This window comes from Pantoea sp. AS-PWVM4, assembly GCF_000468095.1.
Lineage (GTDB): Bacteria > Pseudomonadota > Gammaproteobacteria > Enterobacterales > Enterobacteriaceae > Pantoea > Pantoea phytobeneficialis.
Window position 1 is genome coordinate 1 of record NZ_ASZC01000006.1, and the last position, 25,448, is coordinate 25,448.

Genomic DNA, 25,448 nt, shown 5'->3' on the forward strand with positions numbered 1-25,448 from the left:
CTCCTTCAGAGTCAATCTCTTTTTCGAGATTTTTCTCTGGCGGGATGAATCACTTCGTCCCTCGCTGACCGTCTGCGTTGCCGCTTTGCCGTGTCAGTGGAGGCGCATTATAGGGAGATAATTCTGACTGACAAGCGTTTATTGCAAAAAATTGACCGAGCGCTACTTTTTTATACGAAAGATTTAAAAACAAGCATTTTGCGATGAAGAAACAGCCAAAAGCGCCGCCCTCTCGGCACAAATCATCGTAATGGTCTCAAATGTAAGTGCTATCCTGTTGGTCCAATCGCAGTTTTTCCCCTGCTGCAGACAGAATTTTATTAAAGAAGGACTTTAAATGATTCGCTCCGCGCGCAGTATGGCCGGTTTGCCCTGGATCGCCGCTATGGCATTTTTCATGCAATCGCTTGATGCCACTATCCTCAACACCGCGCTCCCTGCCATTGCGACCAGCCTCCAACGCTCTCCCCTTGCCATGCAATCCGCCGTTATCAGCTACACACTGACCGTAGCGATGCTAATTCCTGTCAGCGGCTGGCTGGCCGATCGCTTCGGTACACGCAAAATCTTTATCCTTGCAGTAACCCTATTTACCCTCGGTTCACTGGCCTGCGCCTTGTCTGGCAGCCTGAGCCTGCTGGTAATCTCGCGCGTGGTACAGGGGATTGGCGGAGCCATGATGATGCCCGTTGCGCGACTGGCGTTGCTGCGAGCCTATCCACGCAGTGAATTACTGCCGGTTCTCAACTTTGTCACCATGCCCGGTCTGGTTGGGCCGATACTCGGCCCCATGCTCGGCGGCTTGCTGGTCACCTATGCCAGCTGGCACTGGATTTTCCTGATTAACATTCCCATCGGCCTGCTTGGTATCTTTTATGCGCGCAAGTACATGCCGGATTTCACGACACCCAAACGCCGCTTCGACTTTGGCGGCTTTGTGTTATTTGGCGTAGGTTTAGTGTTGATCTCGATTGGTATCGAACTGTTCGGCGAACGTATTGTGTCGCCCTGGCAGGCAACCGTCGTTCTGTTTACCGGTGTATTGTTGTTGCTTCTTTATATAGTACATGCGCGCCGCCATCCGGCACCGTTGATCAGTTTGCCGATGTTTAAAACCCGCACCTTTTCCATCGGCATCATTGGCAATATCGCCTCACGTCTTGGAACTGGTTGTATTCCCTTTCTGATGCCGTTGATGTTGCAGGTTGGCTTTGGTTATCCCGCGATTATCGCCGGTTGCATGATGGGGCCGACCGCCATCGGTTCGTTACTGGCGAAATCCACTGTTACCCAGGTCTTGCGACGCTTTGGTTATCGCCACACGCTGGTCGGTATTTCGGTCATTATCGGCATCCTGATTGCCTCCTTCTCGCTGCAAACGCCAGGAGGAAGTGTGTTATTGCTGCTGCTGGCGTTGTTTGTGCTGGGAATGGCAATGTCGACACAGTTCACGGCGATGAACACCATCACCCTGGCGGATCTGAATGATGAGAACGCCAGCGGTGGCAATAGCGTGCTGGCGGTAACGCAACAACTGTCCATCAGCTTTGGGGTGGCGGTGAGTGCCGCCGTGTTGCGCTTTTATCAGGAATTTGACGGCACCACGGTGCAACATTTCCACGCCACCTTCCTGACGATGGGGGTGATCACGGTACTGGCCGCGTTTACCTTTATGTTGCTGCGCAATGGCGATGGCCGCCATTTGATCACTAACCGCGATAAAAAGAAGAAAAGCGCTTAAACCGAACCGCGCTCCACCAGCTCCGGCGTCAGAACCAGCGTTTGCTGACTGGCGTCGGGATCGCTCATGCGATGAATCAGGGTATCTATCGCCAGCTCTCCCAACTCATCCTTTGGCTGATGGACGGTGCTTAACGGCGGCGTGAGATAACGCGCCAATTCAATGTTGTCGTATCCCATCACCGCAATATCCTGCGGTACGCGCAGACCAGCCTGAAACAGCGCATGGTAGACACCCACAGCCATCGCATCATTGCTGGTAAAGACCGCTTCCGGCAGAGGATTCAGCGACAGCAACTGATTCATGGCGTTAAAACCACCCTGAAACTCAAAGTCACCATCAACGACGTAGCCCGGCAGCACCGGCAATCCACTGTTGGACATTGCTTTCTGGAAGCCATCCAGACGCAGTCGCGCCGGGGTTTTATCCAGCGGCCCGGCAATGCAGGCAATACGACGATAGCCACGATCGATCAGATGCTGGGTGGCCATCTCTCCGCCCAGCAGCGCGTTATCCTGAATAATGTCGCCACGCCCTTCAAACGGTGCCCAATCCATCATCACCATCGGAATCGACGGATAGCGATTCAGAATATCCGCCGAGGGCAGGTGGGTTTCCGTACACATGATCAGCAGGCCATCAACGCGCTTTTGCAACAGCGTTTCCAGGCTGCGATTCATGCGCTCCTCATCACCTTCGGTGTTACACAGAATCAAACTGTAGCCACGCTCATAACAACTGTTCTCAACGCCGCGCACCACTTCGGAATAGAAGGGGTTATTGCTGGCCGTCAGGAGCATACCAATGGTGCGTGTCTGATTGATTTTCAGGCTACGTGCGAGGGCAGATGGGGCGTAATTCAGGGAACGGATGGCCTGCTCCACCTTTTCACGCACCTGCTCGCTAACAAAGCGATTGTTATTAATGACGTGTGAAACGGTGGAGGTGGAGACGCCCGCGAGACGGGCGACATCTTTCATGGTAGCCAAACGCTTAGCCCTGTTGTTGCAGGAAGGCATCAATCTCGGTACGCCACGGCACCGAGGGCTGAGCGCCTGGGCGCGTAACGGCAATAGCCGCCGCCGCATGCGCGAAACGTACCGCATCATGCATCAAGACACCTTCCAGACGGGCGGTAATAAACGCGCCATTGAAGGTATCGCCAGCCGCGATGGTGTCGACAGCCTGTACACTAAAGCCAGGAATGCGCACACCCTCGCCTTTCTCGCTCAACCAGACACCGCGACGGCCCAGCGTAATCAACACCGTCTGAATACCTTTGCTGTGCAATGCCGCCGCTGCACGCGCCGCATCTTCATCGCTTTTCACTGCGATGCCGGTAAGAATTTCCGCTTCGGTTTCGTTCGGCGTGATGACATCAATCAGCGACAGCAATTCATCGGAAAGATGCGTGGCAGGAGCCGGATTAAGAATCACCTGCGTCTGCTGCGCTTTGGCGATTTTCGCCGCCGCCAGCACGCTTTCCAGCGGCGATTCCAGTTGCATCAACAACGCATCTGCATCCGCGATCACCTGTTGATGGCGATCAACGCAGGCAGGCGTTAACGCCGCATTGGCACCGGAATAGATGCCGATATTGTTTTCACCTTCGCCATTCACGAAGATCATCGCCACACCAGTGGCTTCATCCGCTACGGTTTCCACCGGCGCGATATCAATTCGGTCCTGTTGCAGCTGCTGGCGAATACGCTCGCCAATATCATCAGCGCCCACACAGGCAATAAAGGCGATATCGGCACCTGCGCGCCCGGCTGCTACCGCCTGATTAGCCCCTTTGCCGCCAAAGGCAATCTGATACTGTTTCCCGATCACCGTTTCGCCCGGACGTGGAAAGTGGGCGAGGTTAAGGATGTGATCGGCATTGATGCTGCCAAGTACGGCCAGTTTTGCGCTTTTGCTCATAGGGAGTGATCCATCAAAGTTGCGCCACCTCAATGGTGGCGCGTTGCCCTGCTTTTCTTCGCGTGTTATTTGGTAACCAGTTTCAGATCGACCGGGTTGATCGCCTGCACTTTTTCACCTTTCAATACTTTATCCGCAGTCTCTACGCCGATGATACCAATCTTGTCAGGCATCTGCGCAACGGTCGCTGTCAGTTTACCGGCTTCTACCGCTTTTACACCGTCAGCGGTGCCGTCAAAGCCCACCACCACCACATCGGTTTTACCGGCGGTTTGCAGTGCGCGCAGTGCACCCAGCGCCATTTCATCGTTCTGTGCGAATACGGCCTGCACATCCGGATGCGCCTGCAACAGGTTCTGCATCACGTTCAGACCTTTGGTACGGTCAAAATCCGCTGGCTGGCTGGCGAGGATATTGAATTTATGTGCATCGGCAGCCTGTTTGAAGCCATCACCGCGCTCACGCGCCGCTGACGTACCGGCAATACCCTGCAACTCGATGATTTTCGCGCCATCACCCAGTTTCTTCGCAATGAAGTCACCCGCCATTTTGCCGCCAAAGCGGTTGTCAGATGCCACATGACTCACCACCTTACCCTGTGACGCTACGCGATCGAGAGTGATCACCGGAATATTCGCCTGGTTCGCCATCTTCACGGCGTTGCCTACGGCATCAGAGTCGGTTGGGTTAATCAGCATCAGCTTGGTGCCACGCACGGTGAGGTCCTGCACGTTCGCCAGCTCTTTCGCCGGGTTGTTCTGCGAGTCCAGCACCACCAGGTTATAACCCAGCTTGTCGGCTTCTTTCTGTGCGCCATCTTTCAGCGCCACAAAGAACGGGTTGTTCAGGGTAGAAACCACCAGAGCGATAGTATCCTTCGCCATCGCGCTGGCACTCAGAGTGGCGCCAAGAATGACGGCCAATGCGGTTAACTTTTTCATGAATTCATCCTGTGTGAAGGTCAGAGTTATTTACTGCTTTTGTTATCCACCAGCACTGCCAGCAGAATTACCACTGCTTTTACAATCATTTGATAGTAAGAGGAGACACCTAACAGATTGAGGCCGTTGTTCAGGAAGCCGAGAATCAATGCCCCGATCAGCGTCCCCATGATGCGACCTTTACCACCCGCCAGGCTGGTACCGCCCAACACCACAGCGGCTATCGCATCCAGTTCATAACCCGTGCCCGCTGTCGGCTGCGCTGATGAAAGACGCGCTACCTCAATGGTGCCCGCCAGCGCCGCCAACATGCCGCACAGTGAATAGACGATAATTTTGACGCGGTTAACGTTGATACCAGACAAACGCGTGGCCGCTTCATTGCCACCCAGCGCGTAGATATAACGCCCCAGACGCGTGTGATGCAGCATGTACCAGGCCAGCGCGAACACCACCGCCATCAACCATACCGGGGTCGGGATGCCCAGAGGGCGACCAATACCGAACCAGCCAAACAGGTCGGCGTTGTCGCTAAAGCCGGTATTAATTGGGCTGCCGTCGGTGTAAACCATAGTGACGCCACGCAGCAGCAGCATCATCACCAGGGTGGCGATAAACGCCTGCACTTTGCCGCGTGCCACAATGGTGCCGGTGATGCCGCCAATCAAGGCACCCAATGCCAGCGCAGCCGCTACCGCCACCAGCGCATTAACTTCGTGCCCCACAATCGAGGCGGCCACCGCGCCGGTCAACGCCAGCAGCGAGCCAACGGACAGATCGATGCCAGAGGTCAGGATCACCAGCGTCATTCCCACCGCCATAATGGCGTTGACCGAGGTCTGTTGCAGGATGTTGAACAAGTTGGCGACGGTGAAGAAATTCGGGCTGAGGCTGGCGACCACGGCGATCAGCACAATCAGCGCAATCAGCGATTTTTGCTCCAGCAACCAGGCTTTGCTGAACCAGCGACGGCTGGCGGGTAAGGTTTGGGTACTCATACAACTAACTCCTCGCTGTGTTGCTTACCGACTGCCGCTGCCATCAGGGATTCCTGGGTAGCCTGCTCACGGGTAAATTCGCCACTCAGATGGCCTTCATGCATCACCAGAATGCGATCGCTCATGCCCAGAACTTCCGGCATTTCGGACGACACCAGGATGATGCTCAGCCCATCGGCTTTAAACTGGTTAATTAACTGATAAATTTCTTTTTTTGCCCCAACGTCCACACCGCGCGTCGGTTCATCAAGGATCAAGACATTCGGTCGCGTCATCAGCCCACGGGCAATCGCCACTTTTTGCTGATTACCGCCAGAAAGCAGGCCGATCGGCTGCTCCATTGACGGGGTTTTCACATTGAACAAGCGGATAAAATCGCCCACCGCCAACTGTTCTTCCGCGTGTTTCAGGCTGCCATTACCCCGACTGAAGTAGCGCAGCGCGGTCAGGGACATGTTTTCTTTTACCGACATGCCCAGCACCAGACCGTCGCGTTTGCGGTCTTCGGAGATATAGACGATGCCATTTGCCAGACCATCCTGTGGCTCATGCGTCACCACATCACGACCATCCAGCGTGACTTTTCCGCCGCTACGTGGCAGTGCGCCATATAACAGCTTCATCAGTTCGGTACGCCCCGCGCCCATCAGGCCGGAAACGCCCAGAATTTCGCCTTTACGCAGGTTAAAGCTAACGTCATGCACTCCCGGTCCGCTCAGGTTTTCCACCTGCAAACGCACGGCACCCGGAGCCTGATCAAGATGCGGGTATTGTTCTTCCAGCTTGCGTCCGACCATCATCTCAATCAGGCTCTCTTCACTCAGCTCGCTGACTGGACGTTCGGCAATAAACTGACCGTCACGGAACACCGTGACGTCATCGCAAATCTCAAAGATCTCTTTCATGCGGTGGGAAATGTAGACAATGCCGCAACCCTGCGCTTTCAACTCATTGATCACGCGGAACAATGACAGGGTTTCGGTATCGGTCAGCGCATCCGTCGGCTCATCCATGATGATGACGCGCGACTGAAAGCTGAGAACCTTGGCGATCTCCACCATCTGCTGGTCGCCAATCGACAAATCACCCACCAGCTTATGGCTGTTAAAACGCAGGTTCAGACGCGCTAACAGCGCATCCGCCTCGGCATACATCTTTTTCCACTCGATGCGGCCAAAACGGTTCACAAATTCGCGGCCAAGGAAGATGTTCTCCGCCACCGTCAATTGCGGGATCAGGTTAAGTTCCTGATGAATGATGCCAATGCCCGCTTCCTGAGACGCTTTTGGCCCGGAGAACGTGGTTTCTTTACCCAGCCAATGCAGCGATCCGGCATCCATGCTGTAAATACCGGTCAGCACTTTCATCATGGTGGATTTACCGGCACCATTTTCTCCCACCAGCGCCATCACCCGACCAGGCCAGACGGCCAGTGAAGCCCCTTTCAGCGCTTTCACACCGGGAAATGACTTTTCAATCCCTTTGAGTTGCAATAACGGTTGCATAGCGGCCTCAGAAGGTAACGCCCGCGCTCAGGATGACATTCGCATACGGAGAACACTCTCCGCTGCGAATGACCGCCTGACTACGCTGAGTCTGTTGTTTGAACTGTTCATGACTGGTGTAACGAATAGCGATGGTATTTCCCTGGTGTCGTTGCAAGGCATCGAGCACGGCGAGCAGTGCGCTATGGAGCTGCGGGTTGAACTGCTTGATCTCTTCCGCCATCAGGGCGCTCTCAACCTGCATCTCCTGAGTGACCACCTCAACAACCTGTAAAAACTCGGGCGTACCCGGCGTCAGCGCCAGATCAATACGTTGCGGCCCCACAGGAATGGGTAAACCCGCATCGGCAATCGTCAGCGTATCCGTGTGTCCCAGACGGGCAATCACATGAGAGATTTCAGCGTTTAACAAGCGACCTTTTTTCATTTCTTCCACTCCACAGCGAAACGTTTCGCTGACCGGAGTGTATAAAAAATGCATAGCAACTCAATGGCGGCATCACGGAAATGTGATCGCCATCGAAACGTTTCGCTTGTGCCAGAAAATATTTGAGTTAGGCGCGGATCAAATCAACCTCCGCTGACAACAGCATAAGAATTTTCACAATGAAGAAGAGAAATACCCCACGCAGTCAGAAGAAATTCCCTTCTCATCCTTGTGTTAAGTTTTTTCAGAGGTAACGAAATGTGTATTTGTCATGGATAACAACGCAGGAATCGAAGGATCGAAGCTAATGGATTTTAAATTAAAAGCGCTCACCAGCTTGATTACCGTTTCACTGGTGGCCGCCGCTTATGCCAATGAGGGGGACATAACACCCAATTACGCCACGACAGGCCCTGTCGCCATCGCTTCTGCCGATTTTAGTGTTACAAGTTCAGCAGAAGAATCCGTCCTGTATGAACTGGATGCTTCCGCAAGTCAGAATGCGGTCTCTTTCCGTTGGCGAGTAGCAGAAGGAAAGGGTGTCTTCTGGTTGCAGGAAAAACCGGGGGGAGGATGGAGAACCGAGGTTAATCAGGCGAAAGCAACAGCGCTGGTCCCGGCAAACCATACCGGCATTGCAGTTTATGAAGTCAGCGTAACGGACAAAGATGGCAACATCGATACCCGGCAAGTCACCATGACCGCCATTTCCCCGTTGTATTCATCCGTTGAGGAAAATCTGGCTAAACCCACTGAATTTCCCGACTGGGGTGAAGAAAACACTTATATGGCGGGAGATAAGGTCACCTTCGCCGGGATTAAGTACATCGCGACAAAATGGACACAATCTACACCCGCTAATGGCGCAGGCTGGAAGTTTGCAGATCCGGAGCAGTTGCGGGAATGGAACAAATCAATGTCTTATTCCCGCAAAGATAAAGTCAGCTGGCAGGGAAAAGCCTGGAAAGCGGCGTACTGGACGCAGGGGAATACGCCAGGAGAACATTCCGTCTGGCTGGAATTATAAGCGGGCTGCCGGAGCAGCCCCGCCAGATTATCAGGGGAGTTTTCTGACCTGTTTCACGTCCAGTTCAATGGCGTTGAAATCCTTATCCAACTCACCGGTTAACTCAACGCGATCTTTTGGCGAAATGGTTTGCCCGTCCCAGCGTTTGTGATCGATTTCGACCTTCATGGTGCCGGTATCATCGCGGAACAGATAATCCTCTTTGCCGATTTGCTTATCCAGATAACCACGCACGGTGATCCAGCTATCGTCCTTCATCTCCTCAGCCTGCTTAACCGTCACGACACTGGTGTTACCAGCCTGAAAGCCACCGGAGTGACTTTGTACCGCCGGTGCATTCGGGTCAACAAATCCACCCTGCTGTGCCGCCAGAACCGGCATGGAAGCCAGTGCAACGATTGCGAAAAGTGCTGCATGCTTTTTCATATTTTCACCTCTTCTCCATGAATGTGCGGAATACGGGGGCTATTTCAACATAAGGTTCTTAACAGGATCTTAAGGCCGATCAATTTATTAAAGTTCGTGAAAATCAGGTCAAATGTCGTGATTTCTCCTGTACATGAACGCTTCTGCTTCGTATAACTCCAGGCTAAAGGGAGGAGCATATATGCGGATTTTATTGATTGAAGACGACACCTTGATTGGCGACGGCCTCAAAGTCGGCCTGACCAAACTCGGTTTCAGCGTGGACTGGCTGGTTTCAGGCGAAGCTGGATTTCAGGCGTTGAACTCCGCTCCCTGGGATGCAGTGATTCTGGATTTGTCACTGCCGGAACGAGATGGACTCGATATTCTGCGCCAATGGCGTCAGCAAGGTCAGGATGTACCGGTATTGATCCTCACGGCACGCGATGCGCTCGATCAGCGGGTTCAGGGTTTGCAACTGGGCGCGGATGACTATCTTGGCAAACCTTTTGCCCTGGCCGAAGTGGCTGCACGCCTGGAGGCACTGATTCGTCGACGTCATGGTCAGTTACAGCCGGAGCTGCGTCATGGCAAGGTGGTAATGTCTCCTGCCAGCCACAGCGTGATGGTTGCTGGCGAACCGCTCCCCCTGAAAAGCCGTGAACTGGCATTGCTGGAACTGTTCCTGCGTAATCCCGGCCGGGTCCTGACACGCAGCCAGCTGGAGGAAAAACTCTATAGCTGGGATGACGATGTCTCCAGCAATGCTGTCGAGGTGCATATCCATCATCTGCGTAAAAAGCTCGGCAGCCAGTTTATCCGTACCGTGCATGGCGTCGGTTATACGTTGGGAGCGGCAGAATGAGTCTGTTCCTGCGCCTCGCCATCGGTTTTATCTTGTTGATCATGCTGTGCTGGGGCAGCGCCAGCCTGAGCGCCTGGCATCAGACACGCGAAACCGTCAATGAACTGTTTGATACCCAGCAAATGCTGTTTGCCAAGCGCCTGCTGGCGCTCGAACCGGCCACGCTGCAAAACGTCACTCTGCCGAAAAACAAGGCGTTACTGAACCATCATCGCGGTAAACAGGATGATGACGCGCTGGCTTTCGCCATTTTTAGTGGTGATGGCAAGTTGCTGCTCAATGATGGCGAAAAGGGTCGTGATTTGCAGTTTGAGGATGGACGCGATGGTTTTCGCAATGGACACCTGCGCGGTGATGATGACAGTTGGCGTCTGCTGTGGCTGACGTCACCCGATCAACGCTATCGCGTGGTGGTGGGACAGGAGTGGGATTACCGCGACGATATGACCAGCGATTTGGCACAAAGCAGCATTGTGCCGTGGCTGATTGCACTGCCTTTTATGCTGGCACTGCTGCTGGCGCTGGTGTGGTTTGAACTGCGCCCGTTAAAACGCCTCACCGCCTCACTCCACCAGCGCGCAGCCGATGATGACACACCGTTACCCCTGGCGCGCCTGCCGAAAGAAGTCCAACCGCTGGTACTGGCATTGAATGGTTTGTTCAGCCGCATGGCGGACCTGGTGCAGCGTGAACGCCGCTTCACCTCCGATGCAGCTCACGAGTTGCGCAGCCCGCTGGCGGCGCTGCGGGTGCAGAGTGAAGTGATCCAACTGGCAGATGACGATGAGATCGTACGCAAACGGGCGCTACAACAACTGGATACCGGGATCCTGCGTGCCACCCGGCTGGTGGATCAACTGCTGACGCTCTCCAGAGTGGAGGCGGATGATCTGCGCAGTGAATTCCAGCCAACCGCCCTGGCCCCGCTGCTGCAAAGCGTGTTAGCCGAGCATTTTCCCCAGGCTGAACAGAAACATATCGATTTGCAGTTACACACGACATTCCAACCGGTGATGAACGGTCATCAGCTCCTGCTGGCGTTAATGCTGCGCAATCTGCTGGATAACGCGCTGCGTTATACCCCTGATGGAGGGCAGGTAACGGTGAACCTGACCGCTCGAACCCTGACTATCGATGATAATGGCCCAGGGGTAAGTGATGAGGCATTAACACGCCTGGGCGAACGTTTCTGGCGTCCTCCGGGACAAACGCAAACCGGCAGTGGTCTGGGGCTGTCGATTGTGAAGAATATCGCGCAACTGCACGCTATCCGCGTAGCATTCAGTCAGAGAGAAGCAGGGGGGTTGCGCGTCACGCTAAGCTGGTAACGGACGCGCACAACAATTAAATCTCGACCTGGGTTCCCAGCTCAATCACCCGATTAGGGGGGATTTCAAACTGATCCGGTGCGCGCAGCGCATTGCGTTGCAGGGCGAGGAACAACTTACCGCGCAGACGCAGATACCACGGACGGTCGCCAATTATCAGCGATTCATGTGACATAAAGAACGAGGTTTCCATCATGCGGCAGTTCAGCCCTTCCAGCCCGCAACGATGGAAAATCTCTTCCACATTAGGCGTTTCACGCCAGCCGTAGCTGGCTACCACGCGCCAGAACGTGGGCGACAGCTGTTCAATCGTCACACGTCGTACGTTATGTACATAAGGCGCATCTTCGGTACGCAAGGTCAGCAGCACCACGCGTTCATGCAACACCTTGTTATGTTTGAGATTGTGCAGCATCGCAAACGGAATCACGTTCAATGCACGCGACATATACACTGCGGTACCAGGAACTCGCACCGGCGGCGATTTCTCCAGCGAGGCAATCATCGCCTCAAGCGAATTGCCGTGTTCATGCATACGGCGCAGCAGACGGAAACGCTCGCTTTTCCAGGTGGTCATGACGATAAACATCACCAGCGCCAGACACAGCGGCAACCAACCGCCGGAGAAGATTTTCACCAGGTTGGCAGAGAACAGCGAGACATCGATACACAGCATTGCCACCAGAATGAAACTGACGGCAATTTTATTCCAGTGCCAGTTTTTGATCGCCACGGTGCAGGAAAGAATGGTGGTCAGCACCATAGTACCGGTCACCGCGATACCGTATGCCGCCGCGAGGTTGCTGGAGTGTTCAAAGCTGACGATAACAATCAACACCGCGAAATAAAGCAGCCAGTTGATGACCGGCACATAGATTTGGCCGGACTCCATCTCAGAGGTGTGAATAATACGCATCGGCGGCAGATAGCCGAGACGCACCGCCTGACGCGTTAACGAGAACACGCCGGAAATCACCGCTTGCGAGGCAATCACCGTCGCCAGCGTGGCGAGGATCAACAACGGAATCAGTGCCCAATCGGGGGCCAGCAGGAAGAACGGGTTTTTAATGGTTTCCGGATGCGCCAGCAGCAACGCGCCCTGACCAAAATAGTTCAGCACCAGCGACGGCAGAACCACAGCGACCCATGCCAGGCGAATCGGCAGCTTGCCGAAGTGCCCCATATCGGCATACAGCGCTTCCACCCCGGTAATTGATAACACCACCGCGCCGAGAGCAAAGAAAGAGATGGTTTTATAATGCAGGAAGAAGTTCACCGCATGTGACGGGTTGAGCGCCTGCAACACTTCCGGGTTTTTGATTATGCTGTTGGCACCGAGCACCGCCAGTACGATAAACCACAGCAGCATCACCGGGGCAAACAACTTACCGACAATCCCTGTGCCGTGCTTCTGGATCATAAACAGCAGCGTCAGCACCGTGATCGACAAAGGGACAATCCAGGGGTCGAGCGAAGGCGCAGCAATCTCCAGACCTTCAATTGCTGACATCACCGAAATCGCCGGGGTGATCACCACCTCGCCATAGAAGAAGCTACCGCCAATCAATCCCATGATCACCAGAATCGCGGTGGCTCGGGCACCGGTATTACGCCCGGCCAGCGACATCAGCGTCAGGATCCCGCCCTCACCGGCGTTATCGGCGCGCATCACGTAGCTGATGTATTTCAGCGACACCACCAGGATCAGTAGCCAGAAAATAAGGGAAAGGAAGCCAAAGACCGCTTCACGTTCCACGCCAAAACCAAACTGGCCGGAGAGACATTCGCGCAAGGTATAAAGTGGACTGGTACCAATATCGCCATAGACCACGCCGATTGCGGCCAGCGTGACAGCACCAAGGGACTGCTTGTTTTCCGAGCTCATAGAGTTATCTTTTGTTGGAGTCGATCAGGCGGTTGCCGACCGCTCTGGCCATCAAAAAGCGCACAGTATGCACATATTCCCAAAAAAACCTACCCTTACAAACATACAACATGGCGCGAGCGACGCGGTTTTTCGCTGCAAAATCCGGCAAAAATGCGCCGGAACAGGCGGGTAGCCTCGCTTCAACCTTCTGAAACAAAAAAGCTGACGGCTATCAACGCTTTCACGCATGATAATCAGTAGAGTAATGCGCTCGCCAGAATGCGATGGCACCAGGATCAGAAGGACAATGATGTGATTATGGCTCAACCCCATCTTTTGGCAGAAAGAATTTCTCGCCTGAGCAACGCCCTGGAAAAAGGGTTGTATGAACGGCATCATGCGATTCGCCTCTGCCTGCTGGCCGCGCTGAGTGGCGAAAGCGTCTTTTTGCTCGGGCCACCTGGCATTGCCAAAAGCCTGATTGCCCGCCGCCTGAAGTACGCTTTCCAGCATGCCCGCGCGTTTGAATACCTGATGACGCGTTTCTCCACTCCCGAAGAAGTATTTGGCCCCCTTTCTATCCAGGCATTAAAAGATGAAGGTCGCTATCAACGTCTGACCAAAGGCTATCTGCCGGATGCCGAAATCGTCTTCCTCGATGAGATCTGGAAAGCCGGCCCGGCGATTCTGAATACCCTGCTTACCGCAATCAACGAACGGCGTTTCCGCAATGGCGACAGCGAAGACAAGATTCCAATGCGCCTGCTGGTCACCGCCTCCAACGAATTGCCGGAAGCCGACAGTGGGTTGGAAGCCTTGTATGACCGCATGCTGATTCGGCTGTGGCTGGATAACGTGCACGAAAAGCAGAACTTCCGCAGCATGCTGACCCACCAGCAGGATGAAAGCGTCAATCCGGTGGCCGAATCGCTGTGTATCAGCGATGAAGAGTACCACCAGTGGCAGCAAGGCATCAGTCAGGTGAGCCTGCCGGACCATGTGTTTGAGCTGATCTATCAGTTGCGTCAGCAACTGGAAAATCTCCCCGATGCGCCTTATATCTCCGACCGTCGCTGGAAAAAAGCCATTCATTTGTTGCAGGCCAGTGCGTTCTACAGTGGCCGTGCCGCGATTGCCCCGCTGGATTTGATTCTGCTGAAAGATTGCCTGTGGCATGATGTCACCTCGATGAAGCTGCTGGATCGCGAAATCGATGCATTAATGACGCAACACGCCTGGCAACAACAACCGATGCTGATGAAACTCCAGCAGATCAAAGCGCGCCGTCTGGCGCTACAACAGCAGCAAAGCGTGGCACAGGCGCTAACGCTGGAGAAGCACAGCGGCATGTTCAGCCGCAAGCCCCACTATGAATTGCCTGCCACGCTAAATGACGAGCAGTTGACGCTCATGCTGCAACAACCGTTGATGCTGCATGATATGCAGGTCAGCCATGTGCTGATCAGTCGTGAAGCGCTGAATCAATGGCTAGTGAAAGGCGGCGAGGTGCGTGGCAAGCTCAACGGCATTGGCTTTGCGCAAACGCTCGACCTGCTGGTGGACGCACATCATTGCCTGACATTACGTGATGTCAGCCTTCAGGCAACGCGTCTGACGTTACCCGGCGTCAGCGCCAGCAACGAGCTGCCGCAGGAAATCGTTGATGAATTTGACGCCCTGGATAATCAACTGCGCGCCCAGCGTACGCTGTTCAGCCAACATCAGCGCTGCCTGTTCATCAGCGATGACTGGCTGGCGCGCATTGAAACCAGCCTGCAAGATGTGGCGGAACAGATGAAACAGGCGCGTAAATGATTTCGCTGGAGACGCTGAGCACGCTGCTGTCGATCGGTGAGACAGAACTGATCGAAGAGTTAATTTTGGCGCTGCTGGCGTCGCCACAGCTGGCGATGTTCTTTGAGAAATTCCCACGCCTTAAGCAGGCCATGATGCGCGATCTGCCGCGCTGGCGCTCCGAAATCGTCGAAGAGATGAAAACCACGGCGGTGCCGGAAGCCCTGGCGCAGGAGTTTCAGCTCTTTCAACAGGCGCAGTTGCTTAGCCAGCATGAATTCAACCAGCAATTACCCGCCATCATCAGCCAACTGAAAAACCTGCCATCACCGTTTATCGAAGAAGCCAGCAAATTGCTGTTGCATACCGACAGCGAGCAATTCAGCAACGCGCAACATACCTTGTTCCTGCAACGTTGGCGTCTCAGCCTGACGTTACAGACCCTGACGCTTAATCAGCAATTGCTGGAGCAGCAGCGCGAACGTTTGATGGCCGAACTGCAACAACGCATGGCGCTAAGCGGGCAACTGGCCCCCATTCTCACCGATGACGATGAAGCGGCCGCCGGACGCTTGTGGGATATGAGCAAAGCGCCACTCCAGCATGGCGACTATGAATTGATCGTGCAGTACGGTGATTTTCTCGCTCAGCAGCCCGAACTGATGAAACTGGCACAACAACTGGGACGGAGTCGCGAAGCGAAAGCGGTGCCGTCTCAGGATGCGCCACTGGAAGAATTTCACCAACTGGTGCGTGAGCCGGATAACGTGCCGGAAGAGGTTAGCGGTATCCATCAGAGCGATGATGTGCTGCGCCTACTCCCGCCTGAGCTGGCAACGCTTAGTATCAGCGAGCTGGAGCTGGAATTTTATCGCCGCCTGGTGGAAAAACGCCTGTTGACCTATCGCCTGCAAGGCGACGCCTGGCATGAAAAAGTTTCCCTGCGGCCGGTCAGTCATCAACACCATGAAGAACAGCCGCGTGGCCCGTTTATCGTCTGCGTTGATACCTCCGGTTCGATGGGCGGCTTCAATGAACGTTGCGCCAAAGCCTTTTGTCTGGCGCTGCTGAAAGTGGCGCTAGCGGATAAACGTCGCTGCTACATCATGCTGTTTGCCCATGAGGTGATCGGTTATGAGCTGACGGCGGATAACGGTATTGAGCAGGCGGTGCGCTTCCTCAGTCAGCGCTTTCGTGGCGGTACCGATTTGGCCGCCTGTCTGGCCGCCGTTGTGGCACGCATGGAAGGTAGCCTGTGGCAGGAAGCCGATGCGGTGATCGTCTCCGATTTTATCGCCCAACGCTTGCCGGAGGAGATCGTCAACGCCGTTAAACAACGCCAGCGCTATCATCAACAGCGTTTCCATGCAGTGGCGATGTCAGTTCATGGCAAACCGGGGATTCTGCGCATCTTCGATCATATCTGGCGCTTCGATACCGGACTGAAAAGCCGCCTGCTGCGCCGCTGGAAACGCTAATTCATCTGACGGAAATGCTTATTTGCTATAGTGATAAGTTACTTCGCTGAGCAAACTGGAGCATATCGTGACCACCGCCTTGCCAACACCAACCCGCACGCTGCGACTTTCCGGCCAGAATACAGAACAAAAACGCGCCGAACTGCTGGATTACTTTCTGCAAACCTGGACGCTGTACGAAAGCCTGTTCGACTGCCTCGCTGATGAACGCGCCTGGTTTAATAAAGCAATTTCGCTGCGCCATCCGCTGATCTTCTATTTTGGCCACACCGCCACTTTCTATATCAATAAGCTGATGGCGGGTCGCTATCTTGATCACCGCGTTGACGATCGTATCGAAGCGATGATGGCGATCGGTGTGGATGAAATGAGCTGGGATGATCTCGACGACAGCCACTACGCCTGGCCGACGGTGGCGGAAGTGCGTGATTATCGTGGCAAAGTCAAAACCCTGGTCAGTGAATTTATCCAGACCATGCCGCTGGAACTTCCCATCGACTGGGATAGCCCGGCGTGGGTGATCCTGATGGGTATCGAACATGAACGTATCCATCTCGAAACCTCCAGCGTATTGATGCGCCAGTTGCCGATTGAGTGGTTGCAGCCACAGGCGCACTGGCCGATATGTCCACAGGCCAGACATGATCGCCTCAACGTTCCCGCTAATGCTTTGATTGCGATGCCCGGTGGCCGTGTGCAGCAGGGTAAAACCGACGATACCTATGGCTGGGATAACGAATACGGCAGTCAACTGACCGAACTCAAACCGTTTAAAGCCAGCAAAATGCTGGTCAGCAATGCGGAATATTTCAACTTTGTCGCAGCGGGCGGCTATCAGGAACGACGCTGGTGGGATGACGAGGGTTGGGGCTGGCGTGCATTCGCAGAAGCAGACATGCCCACTTTCTGGGTCGGTGATATTCAGCAACCCGATCAGCTAAAACTGCGTCTGATGACCGAAGAAGTGGCGATGCCGTGGGACTGGCCCGCTGAGGTTAACCAACTGGAAGCGGCGGCATTTTGTCGCTGGCTGACAGAAGAGACCGGCAAAGCGATCCAGCTACCGTGCGAAGCGGAGTGGATGCAACTGCGTGAGTTCGTCAGTGGCGATCAGCCAGACTGGATTGATGCGCCGGGCAACATCAACCTGGCATACTGGGCGTCCTCCTGCCCGGTGGATCACTTCGCGCAGGGCGAGTTTTTCGATATTGTCGGCAACGTCTGGCAGTGGACCACCACGCCAACCAACGGTTTCGAAGGCTTTAAGGTCCATCCGCTGTATGACGATTTCTCCACACCCACCTTTGATGGCAAACATGCCCTGATCAAAGGTGGCAGTTGGATATCGACCGGCAACGAGGCGCTGAAATCATCGCGCTACGCTTTCCGCCGCCACTTCTTCCAGCATGCGGGTTTCCGCTATGTGGTTTCTTCACATCAGGAAACCATGACGCTGAACCCGTATGAAACTGACAGCATGGTGTCGCAGTATCTCGATTTTCAGTACGGACCGCGCTACTTCGGCGTACCAAATTATGCTGAAAACCTGGTATCGCTACTGTTGCCGCACTGCACCAACCGTGGTCAGGCACTGGATATCGGTTGTGCCACCGGCCGTGCCAGCTTTGAACTGGCGCGCCATTTTGCGCAGGTGGTTGGTATGGATTACTCGGCGCGCTTTATTGATGTGGCCTTGCAGCTGACCTCCGGCGAGGATTTCCGTTATGTGGTGCCCGAAGAGGGTGAGCTGGTGGAGTATCGCCAGGTACGTCTGAAAGAGTTCGATCTGGGTGATGAGCAGGCACAACGCATTCATTTTGTGCAGGGCGATGCCTGTAATCTCAAGCCACAGCCGGATCGTTACGATCTGGTGCTGGCGTCGAATCTGCTTGATCGCCTGCGTCAACCGAAACGCTTCCTGCAAGATATCACTCCGATGATCCGCTCAGGTGGCGTGCTGGTGCTGTCATCGCCCTACACCTGGCTGGAGGAATTTACACCGAAGGAGAACTGGTTGGGTGGCGTGCGTGAAAACGGTGAAGCGCTGACAACCAGGCAGACGCTGCAACGCCTGCTGTGTGATGCGTTCGACGAGATCGCCGCGCCCCAGGATGTGCCTTTCGTCATCCGTGAAACGTCACGCAAGTTCCAGCATACGCTGGCGCAGGTCACGCTGTGGCGTAAGCGTTAAAAGCGTGCAGACAGCGGCAGCCCCGCTGTCTACACCTTGCCTGCTCGGTTATTTTGCTGCACATTCTCCTCAGTTCACTGAAGACCAATTGAAGAGGGAAGGATATGGCGGAACATGTGCAGCTGGATAATCTCGATCGCGGCATCTTAAATGCGCTGCTGGAGAATGCGCGCACAGCCTACGCCGAGCTGGCGAAACAGTTCAATGTCAGCCCGGGTACCATCCACGTTCGCGTCGAGAAGATGCGCCAGGCAGGGATCATCCTCGGTACGCGGGTCGAGATAGATCCACGCCAGCTTGGCTTCGATGTCTGCTGCTTCATTGGTATTATCCTGAAAAGCGCCCGTGACTACCCCGCCGCGCTGAGTAAGCTGGAAGCGCTGGATGAAGTGGTCGAAGCCTGGTACACCACCGGCCACTACAGCATCTTTATTAAAGTAATGTGTCGTTCCATCGATGCCTTGCAACAGGTACTGATCAACAAGATCCAGACCATCGACGAAATCCAGTCCACCGAGACCCTGATTTCTCTGCAAAATCCGATCATGCGCACCATCAAACCCTGATCACCTTCTTTTATTGTGCACAAACTTATCCCAGGCGGATCTCGCCTGGGTTGCCGCTTGCCAGCCAATGCTTTCTGTTATTAACCCTGTTTTCCACAGGTGGATCACGGCTTGATCACAGCGTACAATGCTCGCCTTTGAGTTCCGGAGAGCATCATGGCCGATATTACCTTAATCAGTGGCAGTACCCTTGGCAGCGCCGAATATGTCGCCGAACATCTGGAAGAAAAACTTCAGGAAGCAGGCTTCTCAACCGAGATGCTGCATGGACCGGAGTTAGATGAGGTGCCTCAGGAAGGTATCTGGCTGATTGTGACTTCCACGCACGGTGCCGGTGAGCTGCCAGATAACCTGCTGCCTTTCTATGAAGCCTTAAAAGAGACGCAACCGGATCTCTCAGGCGTGCGTTATGGTGCAGTGGGCATTGGTAACCATGAATACGATCTGTTCTGTGGCGCGATCAAGCTGCTGGAAGATCAACTGAACCAGCTCGGTGCCAAACGGATTGGTGATCGTCTGGAGATCGACGTACTGGAACATGAAATTCCGGAAGATCCGGCTGAAGTGTGGGTCGCGAGCTGGAAAACGCAGTTATAAGACGATCCAGACCGGTTGGGGATCGTGAAATCAGGGCGATCCCCAGAGTATTCCGCTGTTTTATGCTTTTTATTTCCCCATGACCTGTGGATAACATAGCTTAATTCATGCGTATAACCGGTAGTTATCCCAAGAACAACCAATGATGCTTTTCTGAGCTGTGGGTAAGTCCCGCTTTTGATCTCAGCTTATACGGATCTGGATCACCGATCATTCACAGCAAACGATCCTGAGCAACCTGCTGTTGAATAACTGTTTTTCCGGGTTATCAACAGAGAGCGGCGATCCTAATAAGAGATCTAACAGGAAGATCATTCAAAGAATAAAGATCCTTTCTTTTAAACCCCAGGATCCCACGGCTTTCACCGCAGACAGAATTTCAGTAGAATCCACCGCCCAGGGCAATGATCCCTGTCCGAATATTAACGAGGTACCACTTCATGTTTTATCCAGATCCTTTTGACGTCATCGTAATTGGTGGTGGTCATGCGGGCACAGAAGCCGCGATGGCCGCTGCCCGAATGGGTCAGCAAACCCTGTTACTCACCCATGACATTGATAAGCTTGGACAAATGTCCTGTAACCCGGCGATCGGTGGCATCGGCAAAGGACACCTGGTGAAGGAAGTGGATGCCCTCGGCGGTTTGATGGCAACGGCAATCGACAAAGCAGGCATCCAGTTTAGGATACTAAACGCCAGCAAAGGCCCGGCGGTTCGCGCGACCCGTGCTCAGGCAGATCGTGTGCTTTATCGTCAGGCAGTCCGTACCGCGCTGGAGAATCAGCCTAACCTGATGATCTTCCAGCAGGCGGTTGATGATCTGATTGTGGAAAACGATCGCGTGGTCGGTGCTGTGACCCAAATGGGTCTGAAGTTTCGTGCCAAAACCGTGGTGCTGACCGTTGGAACCTTCCTTGACGGCAAAATTCATATCGGTATGGACAACTACAGCGGTGGCCGTGCGGGTGATCCGCCATCTATCCCACTATCAAAACGTCTGCGAGCCCTGCCTCTGCGCGTAGGCCGTTTGAAAACCGGTACCCCGCCGCGCATTGATGCTCGCACCATCGACTTTAGCCAGTTGGCTCCGCAGCATGGCGACAACCCGATGCCGGTGTTCTCGTTCATGGGCAATGTGTCGCAGCATCCGCAGCAGGTACCGTGCTGGATCACCTATACCAACGAACAAACGCATGATGTGATCCGCAACAACCTCGATCGCAGCCCGATGTATGCCGGGGTGATCGAAGGGATCGGGCCGCGTTATTGCCCGTCGATCGAAGACAAAGTCATGCGCTTTGCCGATCGTAACGCACATCAGATCTTCCTGGAGCCGGAAGGGCTGACCAGCAACGAAATTTACCCGAACGGTATCTCGACCAGCCTGCCATTTGATGTGCAGATGCAAATCGTCCGTTCAATGAAAGGTCTGGAAAACGCGAAGATTGTCCGTCCGGGTTATGCCATCGAGTATGATTTCTTCGACCCACGCGATTTGAAACCGACGCTGGAAAGTAAATATATCCAGGGTCTGTTCTTTGCTGGCCAGATCAACGGCACCACCGGTTATGAAGAAGCGGCAGCCCAGGGGTTGCTGGCTGGTCTGAACGCCGCCCGTCAGTCTGCGGACAAAGATGGTTGGGCACCGCGTCGCGATCAGGCTTACATGGGAGTGTTGGTTGACGATCTGTGTACGCTGGGGACGAAAGAACCCTACCGTATGTTTACCTCCCGTGCTGAATATCGTCTGATGCTGCGTGAAGACAACGCCGATCTGCGTCTGACCGAAGCCGGTCGCGAAATGGGTCTGGTGGATGATGCGCGTTGGGCGCGTTACAACCAGAAACTGGAAGCGATTGAGCTGGAACGCCAGCGTCTGCGCGATCAGTGGGTGCATCCGAAATCAGAAAACGTGGCGGAAGTGAACAGTATTCTCAGCGCACCGCTAACGAAAGAAGCCAGCGGTGAAGATTTACTGCGTCGCCCGGAAATGACTTACGCACTGCTGACGTCACTTAACAGCTATGGTCCGGCGCTGGCGGATGAACAGGCCGCTGAGCAGGTTGAGATCCAAGTGAAATACGAAGGTTACATTGCCCGCCAGCAGGAAGAAATTGATCGCCAGCAGCGCAATGAAAACACGTTACTGCCCACCGATCTTGATTACCGTCAGGTGAGTGGTTTGTCGAATGAAGTGATCGCAAAACTCAACGACCACAAACCCAGTTCGATCGGTCAGGCATCTCGCATTTCAGGCATTACGCCCGCTGCGATCTCCATTTTGCTGATTTACCTGAAAAAACAGGGTCTGCTGCGTAAAAGCGCATGATTTACCACGGGGCGGGCCGGCTCGCCCCCGTTAATGGAATTCTCGTCGTGATTAACAAACTCTCCGCGCTGCTGAAAGCGGCAAACATTTCCCTCTCCGATCAACAAAAACAACAACTGGTTGGTTATGTTGAGTTGCTGCATAAATGGAATAAGGCCTACAACCTGACATCGGTGCGCGATCCACAGCAAATGCTGGTACGCCATATTCTCGACAGTATTGTGGTTGAGCCGCATTTACAGGGGGAGCGCTTTATTGATGTGGGAACCGGACCTGGATTACCGGGTATTCCGCTGGCGATTGTGCGTCCACAAGCGCATTTTACCTTACTCGATAGTTTGGGTAAGCGCGTACGTTTCCTGCGTCAGGTTCAACATGAGTTAGGACTTACTAACGTTACCCCGGTGCAGAGCCGTGTGGAAGAGTTTCCGGCGGAGCCGCCTTTTGATGGCGTGATCAGCCGTGCTTTTGCTTCACTTGAGGATATGGTGAACTGGTGTCATCATCTGCCTTCGGCGCAAGGTCACTTCTACGCCCTGAAAGGCGTCCGCCCGGGTGATGAAATTACAACCTTACCGGCGGGTTTTGTGGTGCAGCAGATTTATCCGTTGCAGGTGCCGGAACTGGACGGTGAGCGTCATTTGGTGGTCATTGCCCGGCAATAGCCCCTAAAATGGTATGGATTAATACCAATCCATACCATTTGAGTTACTCCACCGGGTGGATAAAAAAACAGCAATCGAACGCTGGACGATAAAGAGATTTATTCAGCAGGGCAGGGGAAGCGAGTTAACATTCCCGTTAGAAATTATCCGAAAAGCTCTGTTACATTTAACGTTTAATTCACATTTTATTATCAGTTAGATCACTTCTCTGGGTGTATTTACGGAAAACAATAGTCACGCCGGAAAATATAACTCTGCAATAAATCGGCGTACGTAATATCAGTTTTACGTTTTTATTGCGCCGGGAGATGTCAATAGAGTGTTTTTATCGTTAATCCAGTCGATGTGGCATGAATATAATTTTATCTTTCTGAAAAATATGAAGTTGCACCTGCTTTGAAATCGATATTTCTTTGTTCAAAACAAAATCACATCTTGCCCACATGCTTATAATGTGATCTGAAGCACGCTTTAAAAGCAAGCAGCAGGCGCAATTTCACCTGCTGAATCCCTCTATCCTGGATGTGAATCTTTTGAGAAATAGCCCTCCGGAAAGAAATTTAAATAATTGTTCACCTTTTCGCTACTTAGCGATTGAAATCGCAGGTGCGGCCCGTATAATTTGCACGGCTTTTGCTGCTTGACTCAAATGAGTAAAGGCAGTCTTATACGACACGCGACATACCCCGTTTGGGGCAGGAGAGTTCAGCACCATGTCAGTGTCTCTTTACAGTGTGAAATTGGCCCGAACCGTGCTGCTTATTCAGCTGGTGACTTTTGTCGTAATCGGTGCGTTGTTTACCCTGAAAGATGTCATCTGGGGTGCCTCCGCCATCGCCGGTGGAGTGGCAGCCTGGCTGCCGAATGTGTTGTTTATGTTTTTAGCCTGGCGCCTGCAGGGGCAAACACCGGCCAAAGGGCGCGTAGCCTGGAGCTTCGCCTTCGGTGAAGTGTTAAAGGTGTTCGCCACCATTATTTTTCTCATTGTGGCGTTGGGTGTGTTTGGAGCGGTCTTCTGGCCTCTCGCAATCACCTGGTTATCGGTGCTGGTGGTGCAGATCGTCGCACCGGCTGTAATTAACAACAAAGGGTAAGAGGCATCATGGCTGCAGGAGAAATCTCTACTCCGCAAGAATACATAGGTCACCACCTGAATAACCTTCAGCTGGACCTGCGTACTTTCGAGTTAGTGAATCCGCACGACGCTCCCGCGACGTTCTGGGTATTAAATATCGATTCCATGTTTTTCTCTCTGGTGCTGGGACTTATCTTCCTGGTGTTGTTCCGTAAAGTGGCAAAAAGCGCCACCAGCGGTGTGCCAGGGAAATTACAAGCGGCTATCGAACTGGTTGTCGGTTTCGTTGATAACAACGTGCGCGACATGTACCACGGTAAAAGCAAACTTATCGCCCCGCTGGCTCTGACGATTTTCGTCTGGGTCTTCCTGATGAACTTCATGGATCTGTTGCCTATCGACTTGCTGCCGTTTATCGGCGAGCACTATTTAGGCCTGCCGGCGCTGCGTGTCGTGCCGTCTGCAGACGTGAACATCACGCTGTCTATGGCGTTGGGCGTATTTATTTTGATTCTGTTCTACAGCATCAAAATGAAAGGTGTAGGTGGCTTCGCCAAAGAGCTGACGCTGCAGCCTTTTAATCACCCGATCTTCATCCCCATCAACCTGATTCTTGAAGGTGTTAGCCTGCTGTCCAAACCGGTTTCACTCGGTCTGCGACTGTTCGGCAACATGTATGCGGGTGAGCTGATCTTTATCCTGATTGCCGGTCTGCTGCCGTGGTGGTCGCAGTGGGTGTTAAATGTGCCGTGGGCCATTTTCCACATCCTGATTATTTCGCTGCAGGCTTTCATTTTCATGGTCCTCACGATCGTCTATCTGTCGATGGCATCTGAAGAACATTGATTTTTTATCTCAACTACTTAGCTTTTAACTGAAACAAACTGGAGACTGTCATGGAAAACCTGAATATGGATCTGCTGTACATGGCTGCCGCTGTGATGATGGGCCTGGCGGCAATCGGTGCTGCGATCGGTATCGGCATCCTCGGAGGTAAATTCCTGGAAGGCGCAGCGCGTCAGCCGGATCTGATTCCTCTGCTGCGCACGCAGTTCTTTGTTGTAATGGGTCTGGTGGATGCTATCCCGATGATCGCTGTTGGTCTGGGTCTCTACGTGATGTTTGCTGTCGCCTAAAGCCTGTAGCCTTGTTTCTCACGGCACCCGGTGTGGTGAGAAACGGATTCTGCCGCTTATCATTGATAACGGCAGAGCAAGTTAACTTAATAAGAGGCATTGTGCTGTGAACATTAATGCAACAATCCTCGGCCAGGCCATCGCGTTCATCCTGTTTGTCGCGTTTTGCATGAAGTACGTATGGCCGCCGATTATGGCTGCCATCGAAAAGCGTCAGAAAGAAATTGCTGACGGCCTTGCTTCTGCTGAACGCGCGAAGAAAGATTTGGATCTCGCGCAGGCCAATGCGACCGACCAGCTGAAAAAAGCCAAAGAAGAAGCCCAGGTCATTATCGAGCAGGCGAACAAACGCCGTGCGCAGATTCTGGACGAAGCGAAAACTGAAGCCGAAACTGAACGTAACCGCATCGTGGCGCAGGCGCAGGCAGAAATCGAAGCCGAGCGTTCGCGTGCCCGTGAAGAGCTGCGTAAGCAAGTCGCGTTGCTGGCATTAGCTGGCGCCGAGAAGATCATCGAACGTTCCGTGGATGAAGCTGCTAACAGCGACATCGTTGATAAACTGGTCGCTGAACTGTAAGGAGGGAGGGGC

At 53.6% G+C, this 25,448-nt stretch carries 23 protein-coding genes; 15 read left to right on the forward strand and 8 right to left on the reverse strand.

The window, feature by feature from the left end; genetic code table 11:
- Positions 1-337: 337 nt before the first annotated feature.
- On the forward strand, positions 338-1,741 hold the full coding sequence (gene mdtD / locus L579_RS07245) for a multidrug transporter subunit MdtD (RefSeq protein WP_021183611.1): 1,404 nt from the start codon (positions 338-340) through the stop codon (positions 1,739-1,741).
- Here mdtD and rbsR read toward each other — a convergent pair.
- The 6 genes from rbsR to rbsD all read right to left on the reverse strand — a co-directional run bounded on the left by rbsR (position 1,738) and on the right by rbsD (position 7,535).
- Positions 1,738-2,721, reverse strand: coding sequence for a ribose operon transcriptional repressor RbsR (gene rbsR, locus L579_RS07250; protein ID WP_021183612.1), 984 nt, complete (start codon positions 2,719-2,721; stop codon positions 1,738-1,740). The two genes, mdtD and rbsR, sit on opposite strands and share 4 nt — an antisense overlap.
- Positions 2,722-2,734: 13 nt before the next feature.
- Entirely contained in the window at positions 2,735-3,664 is a 930-nt protein-coding gene (gene rbsK, locus L579_RS07255) for a ribokinase (RefSeq protein WP_021183613.1), read from the reverse strand.
- 65 nt (positions 3,665-3,729) lie between these two features.
- Positions 3,730-4,605: a ribose ABC transporter substrate-binding protein RbsB gene (gene rbsB, locus L579_RS07260; RefSeq protein ID WP_021183614.1), complete on the reverse strand. Its 876-nt coding sequence runs from the start codon at positions 4,603-4,605 to the stop codon at positions 3,730-3,732.
- Positions 4,606-4,631: 26 nt separating this feature from the next.
- The gene (rbsC, locus tag L579_RS07265) at positions 4,632-5,603 is read right to left on the reverse strand and encodes a ribose ABC transporter permease (protein ID WP_021183615.1); all 972 of its coding nucleotides are present in this window, start codon (positions 5,601-5,603) and stop codon (positions 4,632-4,634) included.
- On the reverse strand, positions 5,600-7,108 hold the full coding sequence (rbsA, locus tag L579_RS07270) for a ribose ABC transporter ATP-binding protein RbsA (protein WP_021183616.1): 1,509 nt from the start codon (positions 7,106-7,108) through the stop codon (positions 5,600-5,602). The genes rbsC and rbsA overlap by 4 nt, the downstream gene beginning before the upstream one ends.
- 7 nt (positions 7,109-7,115) lie before the next feature.
- Complete coding sequence (gene rbsD, locus L579_RS07275; protein ID WP_013511083.1) at positions 7,116-7,535, reverse strand: D-ribose pyranase; 420 nt, start codon at positions 7,533-7,535, stop codon at positions 7,116-7,118.
- 271 nt (positions 7,536-7,806) lie between these two features.
- On the opposite strand from rbsD, the gene L579_RS07280 reads away from it, so the two are divergent.
- Positions 7,807-8,562 (forward strand): carbohydrate-binding protein, encoded by a 756-nt coding sequence (locus L579_RS07280; protein ID WP_081692766.1) that lies wholly within the window; start codon positions 7,807-7,809, stop codon positions 8,560-8,562.
- A 30-nt stretch (positions 8,563-8,592) separates the two neighbouring features.
- Here the strand turns inward: L579_RS07280 and L579_RS07285 are convergent, their stop codons facing one another.
- Positions 8,593-8,988 carry a YgiW/YdeI family stress tolerance OB fold protein gene (locus L579_RS07285; protein ID WP_021183618.1) on the reverse strand — a complete coding sequence of 132 codons (396 nt, stop codon included), beginning with the start codon at positions 8,986-8,988 and terminating at the stop codon, positions 8,593-8,595.
- Between the two features lie 181 nt (positions 8,989-9,169).
- Between L579_RS07285 and qseB the strand changes: the two genes are divergently transcribed.
- Positions 9,170-9,832: a quorum sensing response regulator transcription factor QseB gene (gene qseB / locus L579_RS07290; protein WP_021183619.1), complete on the forward strand. Its 663-nt coding sequence runs from the start codon at positions 9,170-9,172 to the stop codon at positions 9,830-9,832.
- Positions 9,829-11,160, forward strand: a complete 1,332-nt coding sequence (gene qseC, locus L579_RS07295) for a quorum sensing histidine kinase QseC (protein WP_021183620.1) — start codon at positions 9,829-9,831, stop codon at positions 11,158-11,160. Before qseB ends, qseC begins: the two co-directional genes overlap by 4 nt.
- 16 nt (positions 11,161-11,176) lie before the next feature.
- On the opposite strand, the gene kup is transcribed toward qseC, so the two are convergent.
- On the reverse strand, positions 11,177-13,045 hold the full coding sequence (gene kup / locus L579_RS07300; protein ID WP_021183621.1) for a low affinity potassium transporter Kup: 1,869 nt from the start codon (positions 13,043-13,045) through the stop codon (positions 11,177-11,179).
- 300 nt (positions 13,046-13,345) lie between these two features.
- On the opposite strand from kup, the gene ravA reads away from it, so the two are divergent.
- From ravA to atpF, 11 genes are all read left to right on the forward strand, one after another.
- Positions 13,346-14,842: an ATPase RavA gene (gene ravA / locus L579_RS07305; RefSeq protein WP_036625875.1), complete on the forward strand. Its 1,497-nt coding sequence runs from the start codon at positions 13,346-13,348 to the stop codon at positions 14,840-14,842.
- A complete protein-coding gene (gene viaA, locus L579_RS07310; RefSeq protein WP_021183622.1) occupies positions 14,839-16,299 on the forward strand; it encodes an ATPase RavA stimulator ViaA in 1,461 nt (486 codons plus the stop codon). Before ravA ends, viaA begins: the two co-directional genes overlap by 4 nt.
- A gap of 46 nt (positions 16,300-16,345) precedes the next feature.
- The gene (gene ovoA, locus L579_RS07315; protein WP_200864660.1) at positions 16,346-18,490 is read left to right on the forward strand and encodes a 5-histidylcysteine sulfoxide synthase; all 2,145 of its coding nucleotides are present in this window, start codon (positions 16,346-16,348) and stop codon (positions 18,488-18,490) included.
- Positions 18,491-18,594: 104 nt separating this feature from the next.
- Positions 18,595-19,056, forward strand: a complete 462-nt coding sequence (gene asnC / locus L579_RS07320; protein WP_013511092.1) for a transcriptional regulator AsnC — start codon at positions 18,595-18,597, stop codon at positions 19,054-19,056.
- Positions 19,057-19,212: 156 nt separating this feature from the next.
- Positions 19,213-19,653, forward strand: a complete 441-nt coding sequence (gene mioC, locus L579_RS07325; RefSeq protein WP_021183625.1) for an FMN-binding protein MioC — start codon at positions 19,213-19,215, stop codon at positions 19,651-19,653.
- A 440-nt stretch (positions 19,654-20,093) separates the two neighbouring features.
- Positions 20,094-21,983: a tRNA uridine-5-carboxymethylaminomethyl(34) synthesis enzyme MnmG gene (gene mnmG, locus L579_RS07330; RefSeq protein ID WP_021183626.1), complete on the forward strand. Its 1,890-nt coding sequence runs from the start codon at positions 20,094-20,096 to the stop codon at positions 21,981-21,983.
- 47 nt (positions 21,984-22,030) lie between these two features.
- Positions 22,031-22,648: a 16S rRNA (guanine(527)-N(7))-methyltransferase RsmG gene (gene rsmG, locus L579_RS07335; protein ID WP_021183627.1), complete on the forward strand. Its 618-nt coding sequence runs from the start codon at positions 22,031-22,033 to the stop codon at positions 22,646-22,648.
- A 713-nt stretch (positions 22,649-23,361) separates the two neighbouring features.
- Entirely contained in the window at positions 23,362-23,742 is a 381-nt protein-coding gene (gene atpI, locus L579_RS07340) for a F0F1 ATP synthase subunit I (RefSeq protein WP_021183628.1), read from the forward strand.
- An 8-nt stretch (positions 23,743-23,750) separates the two neighbouring features.
- Positions 23,751-24,569, forward strand: coding sequence for a F0F1 ATP synthase subunit A (gene atpB, locus L579_RS07345; RefSeq protein WP_013511097.1), 819 nt, complete (start codon positions 23,751-23,753; stop codon positions 24,567-24,569).
- Between the two features lie 50 nt (positions 24,570-24,619).
- Positions 24,620-24,859, forward strand: coding sequence for a F0F1 ATP synthase subunit C (atpE, locus tag L579_RS07350; RefSeq protein WP_003849523.1), 240 nt, complete (start codon positions 24,620-24,622; stop codon positions 24,857-24,859).
- 106 nt (positions 24,860-24,965) lie between these two features.
- On the forward strand, positions 24,966-25,436 hold the full coding sequence (gene atpF, locus L579_RS07355; protein WP_013511098.1) for a F0F1 ATP synthase subunit B: 471 nt from the start codon (positions 24,966-24,968) through the stop codon (positions 25,434-25,436).
- The last annotated feature ends 12 nt before the right edge of the window (positions 25,437-25,448 follow it).

Coding starts and splice junctions, on each gene's coding strand:
- mdtD (WP_021183611.1), top strand. CDS start 338: ATGATTCGCTCCGCGCGCAGTATGGCCGGTTTGCCCTGGATCGCCGCT.
- rbsR (WP_021183612.1), bottom strand. CDS start 2,721: ATGAAAGATGTCGCCCGTCTCGCGGGCGTCTCCACCTCCACCGTTTCA.
- rbsK (WP_021183613.1), bottom strand. CDS start 3,664: ATGAGCAAAAGCGCAAAACTGGCCGTACTTGGCAGCATCAATGCCGAT.
- rbsB (WP_021183614.1), bottom strand. CDS start 4,605: ATGAAAAAGTTAACCGCATTGGCCGTCATTCTTGGCGCCACTCTGAGT.
- rbsC (WP_021183615.1), bottom strand. CDS start 5,603: ATGAGTACCCAAACCTTACCCGCCAGCCGTCGCTGGTTCAGCAAAGCC.
- rbsA (WP_021183616.1), bottom strand. CDS start 7,108: ATGCAACCGTTATTGCAACTCAAAGGGATTGAAAAGTCATTTCCCGGT.
- rbsD (WP_013511083.1), bottom strand. CDS start 7,535: ATGAAAAAAGGTCGCTTGTTAAACGCTGAAATCTCTCATGTGATTGCC.
- L579_RS07280 (WP_081692766.1), top strand. CDS start 7,807: ATGGATAACAACGCAGGAATCGAAGGATCGAAGCTAATGGATTTTAAA.
- L579_RS07285 (WP_021183618.1), bottom strand. CDS start 8,988: ATGAAAAAGCATGCAGCACTTTTCGCAATCGTTGCACTGGCTTCCATG.
- qseB (WP_021183619.1), top strand. CDS start 9,170: ATGCGGATTTTATTGATTGAAGACGACACCTTGATTGGCGACGGCCTC.
- qseC (WP_021183620.1), top strand. CDS start 9,829: ATGAGTCTGTTCCTGCGCCTCGCCATCGGTTTTATCTTGTTGATCATG.
- kup (WP_021183621.1), bottom strand. CDS start 13,045: ATGAGCTCGGAAAACAAGCAGTCCCTTGGTGCTGTCACGCTGGCCGCA.
- ravA (WP_036625875.1), top strand. CDS start 13,346: ATGGCTCAACCCCATCTTTTGGCAGAAAGAATTTCTCGCCTGAGCAAC.
- viaA (WP_021183622.1), top strand. CDS start 14,839: ATGATTTCGCTGGAGACGCTGAGCACGCTGCTGTCGATCGGTGAGACA.
- asnC (WP_013511092.1), top strand. CDS start 18,595: ATGGCGGAACATGTGCAGCTGGATAATCTCGATCGCGGCATCTTAAAT.
- mioC (WP_021183625.1), top strand. CDS start 19,213: ATGGCCGATATTACCTTAATCAGTGGCAGTACCCTTGGCAGCGCCGAA.
- mnmG (WP_021183626.1), top strand. CDS start 20,094: ATGTTTTATCCAGATCCTTTTGACGTCATCGTAATTGGTGGTGGTCAT.
- atpI (WP_021183628.1), top strand. CDS start 23,362: ATGTCAGTGTCTCTTTACAGTGTGAAATTGGCCCGAACCGTGCTGCTT.
- atpB (WP_013511097.1), top strand. CDS start 23,751: ATGGCTGCAGGAGAAATCTCTACTCCGCAAGAATACATAGGTCACCAC.
- atpE (WP_003849523.1), top strand. CDS start 24,620: ATGGAAAACCTGAATATGGATCTGCTGTACATGGCTGCCGCTGTGATG.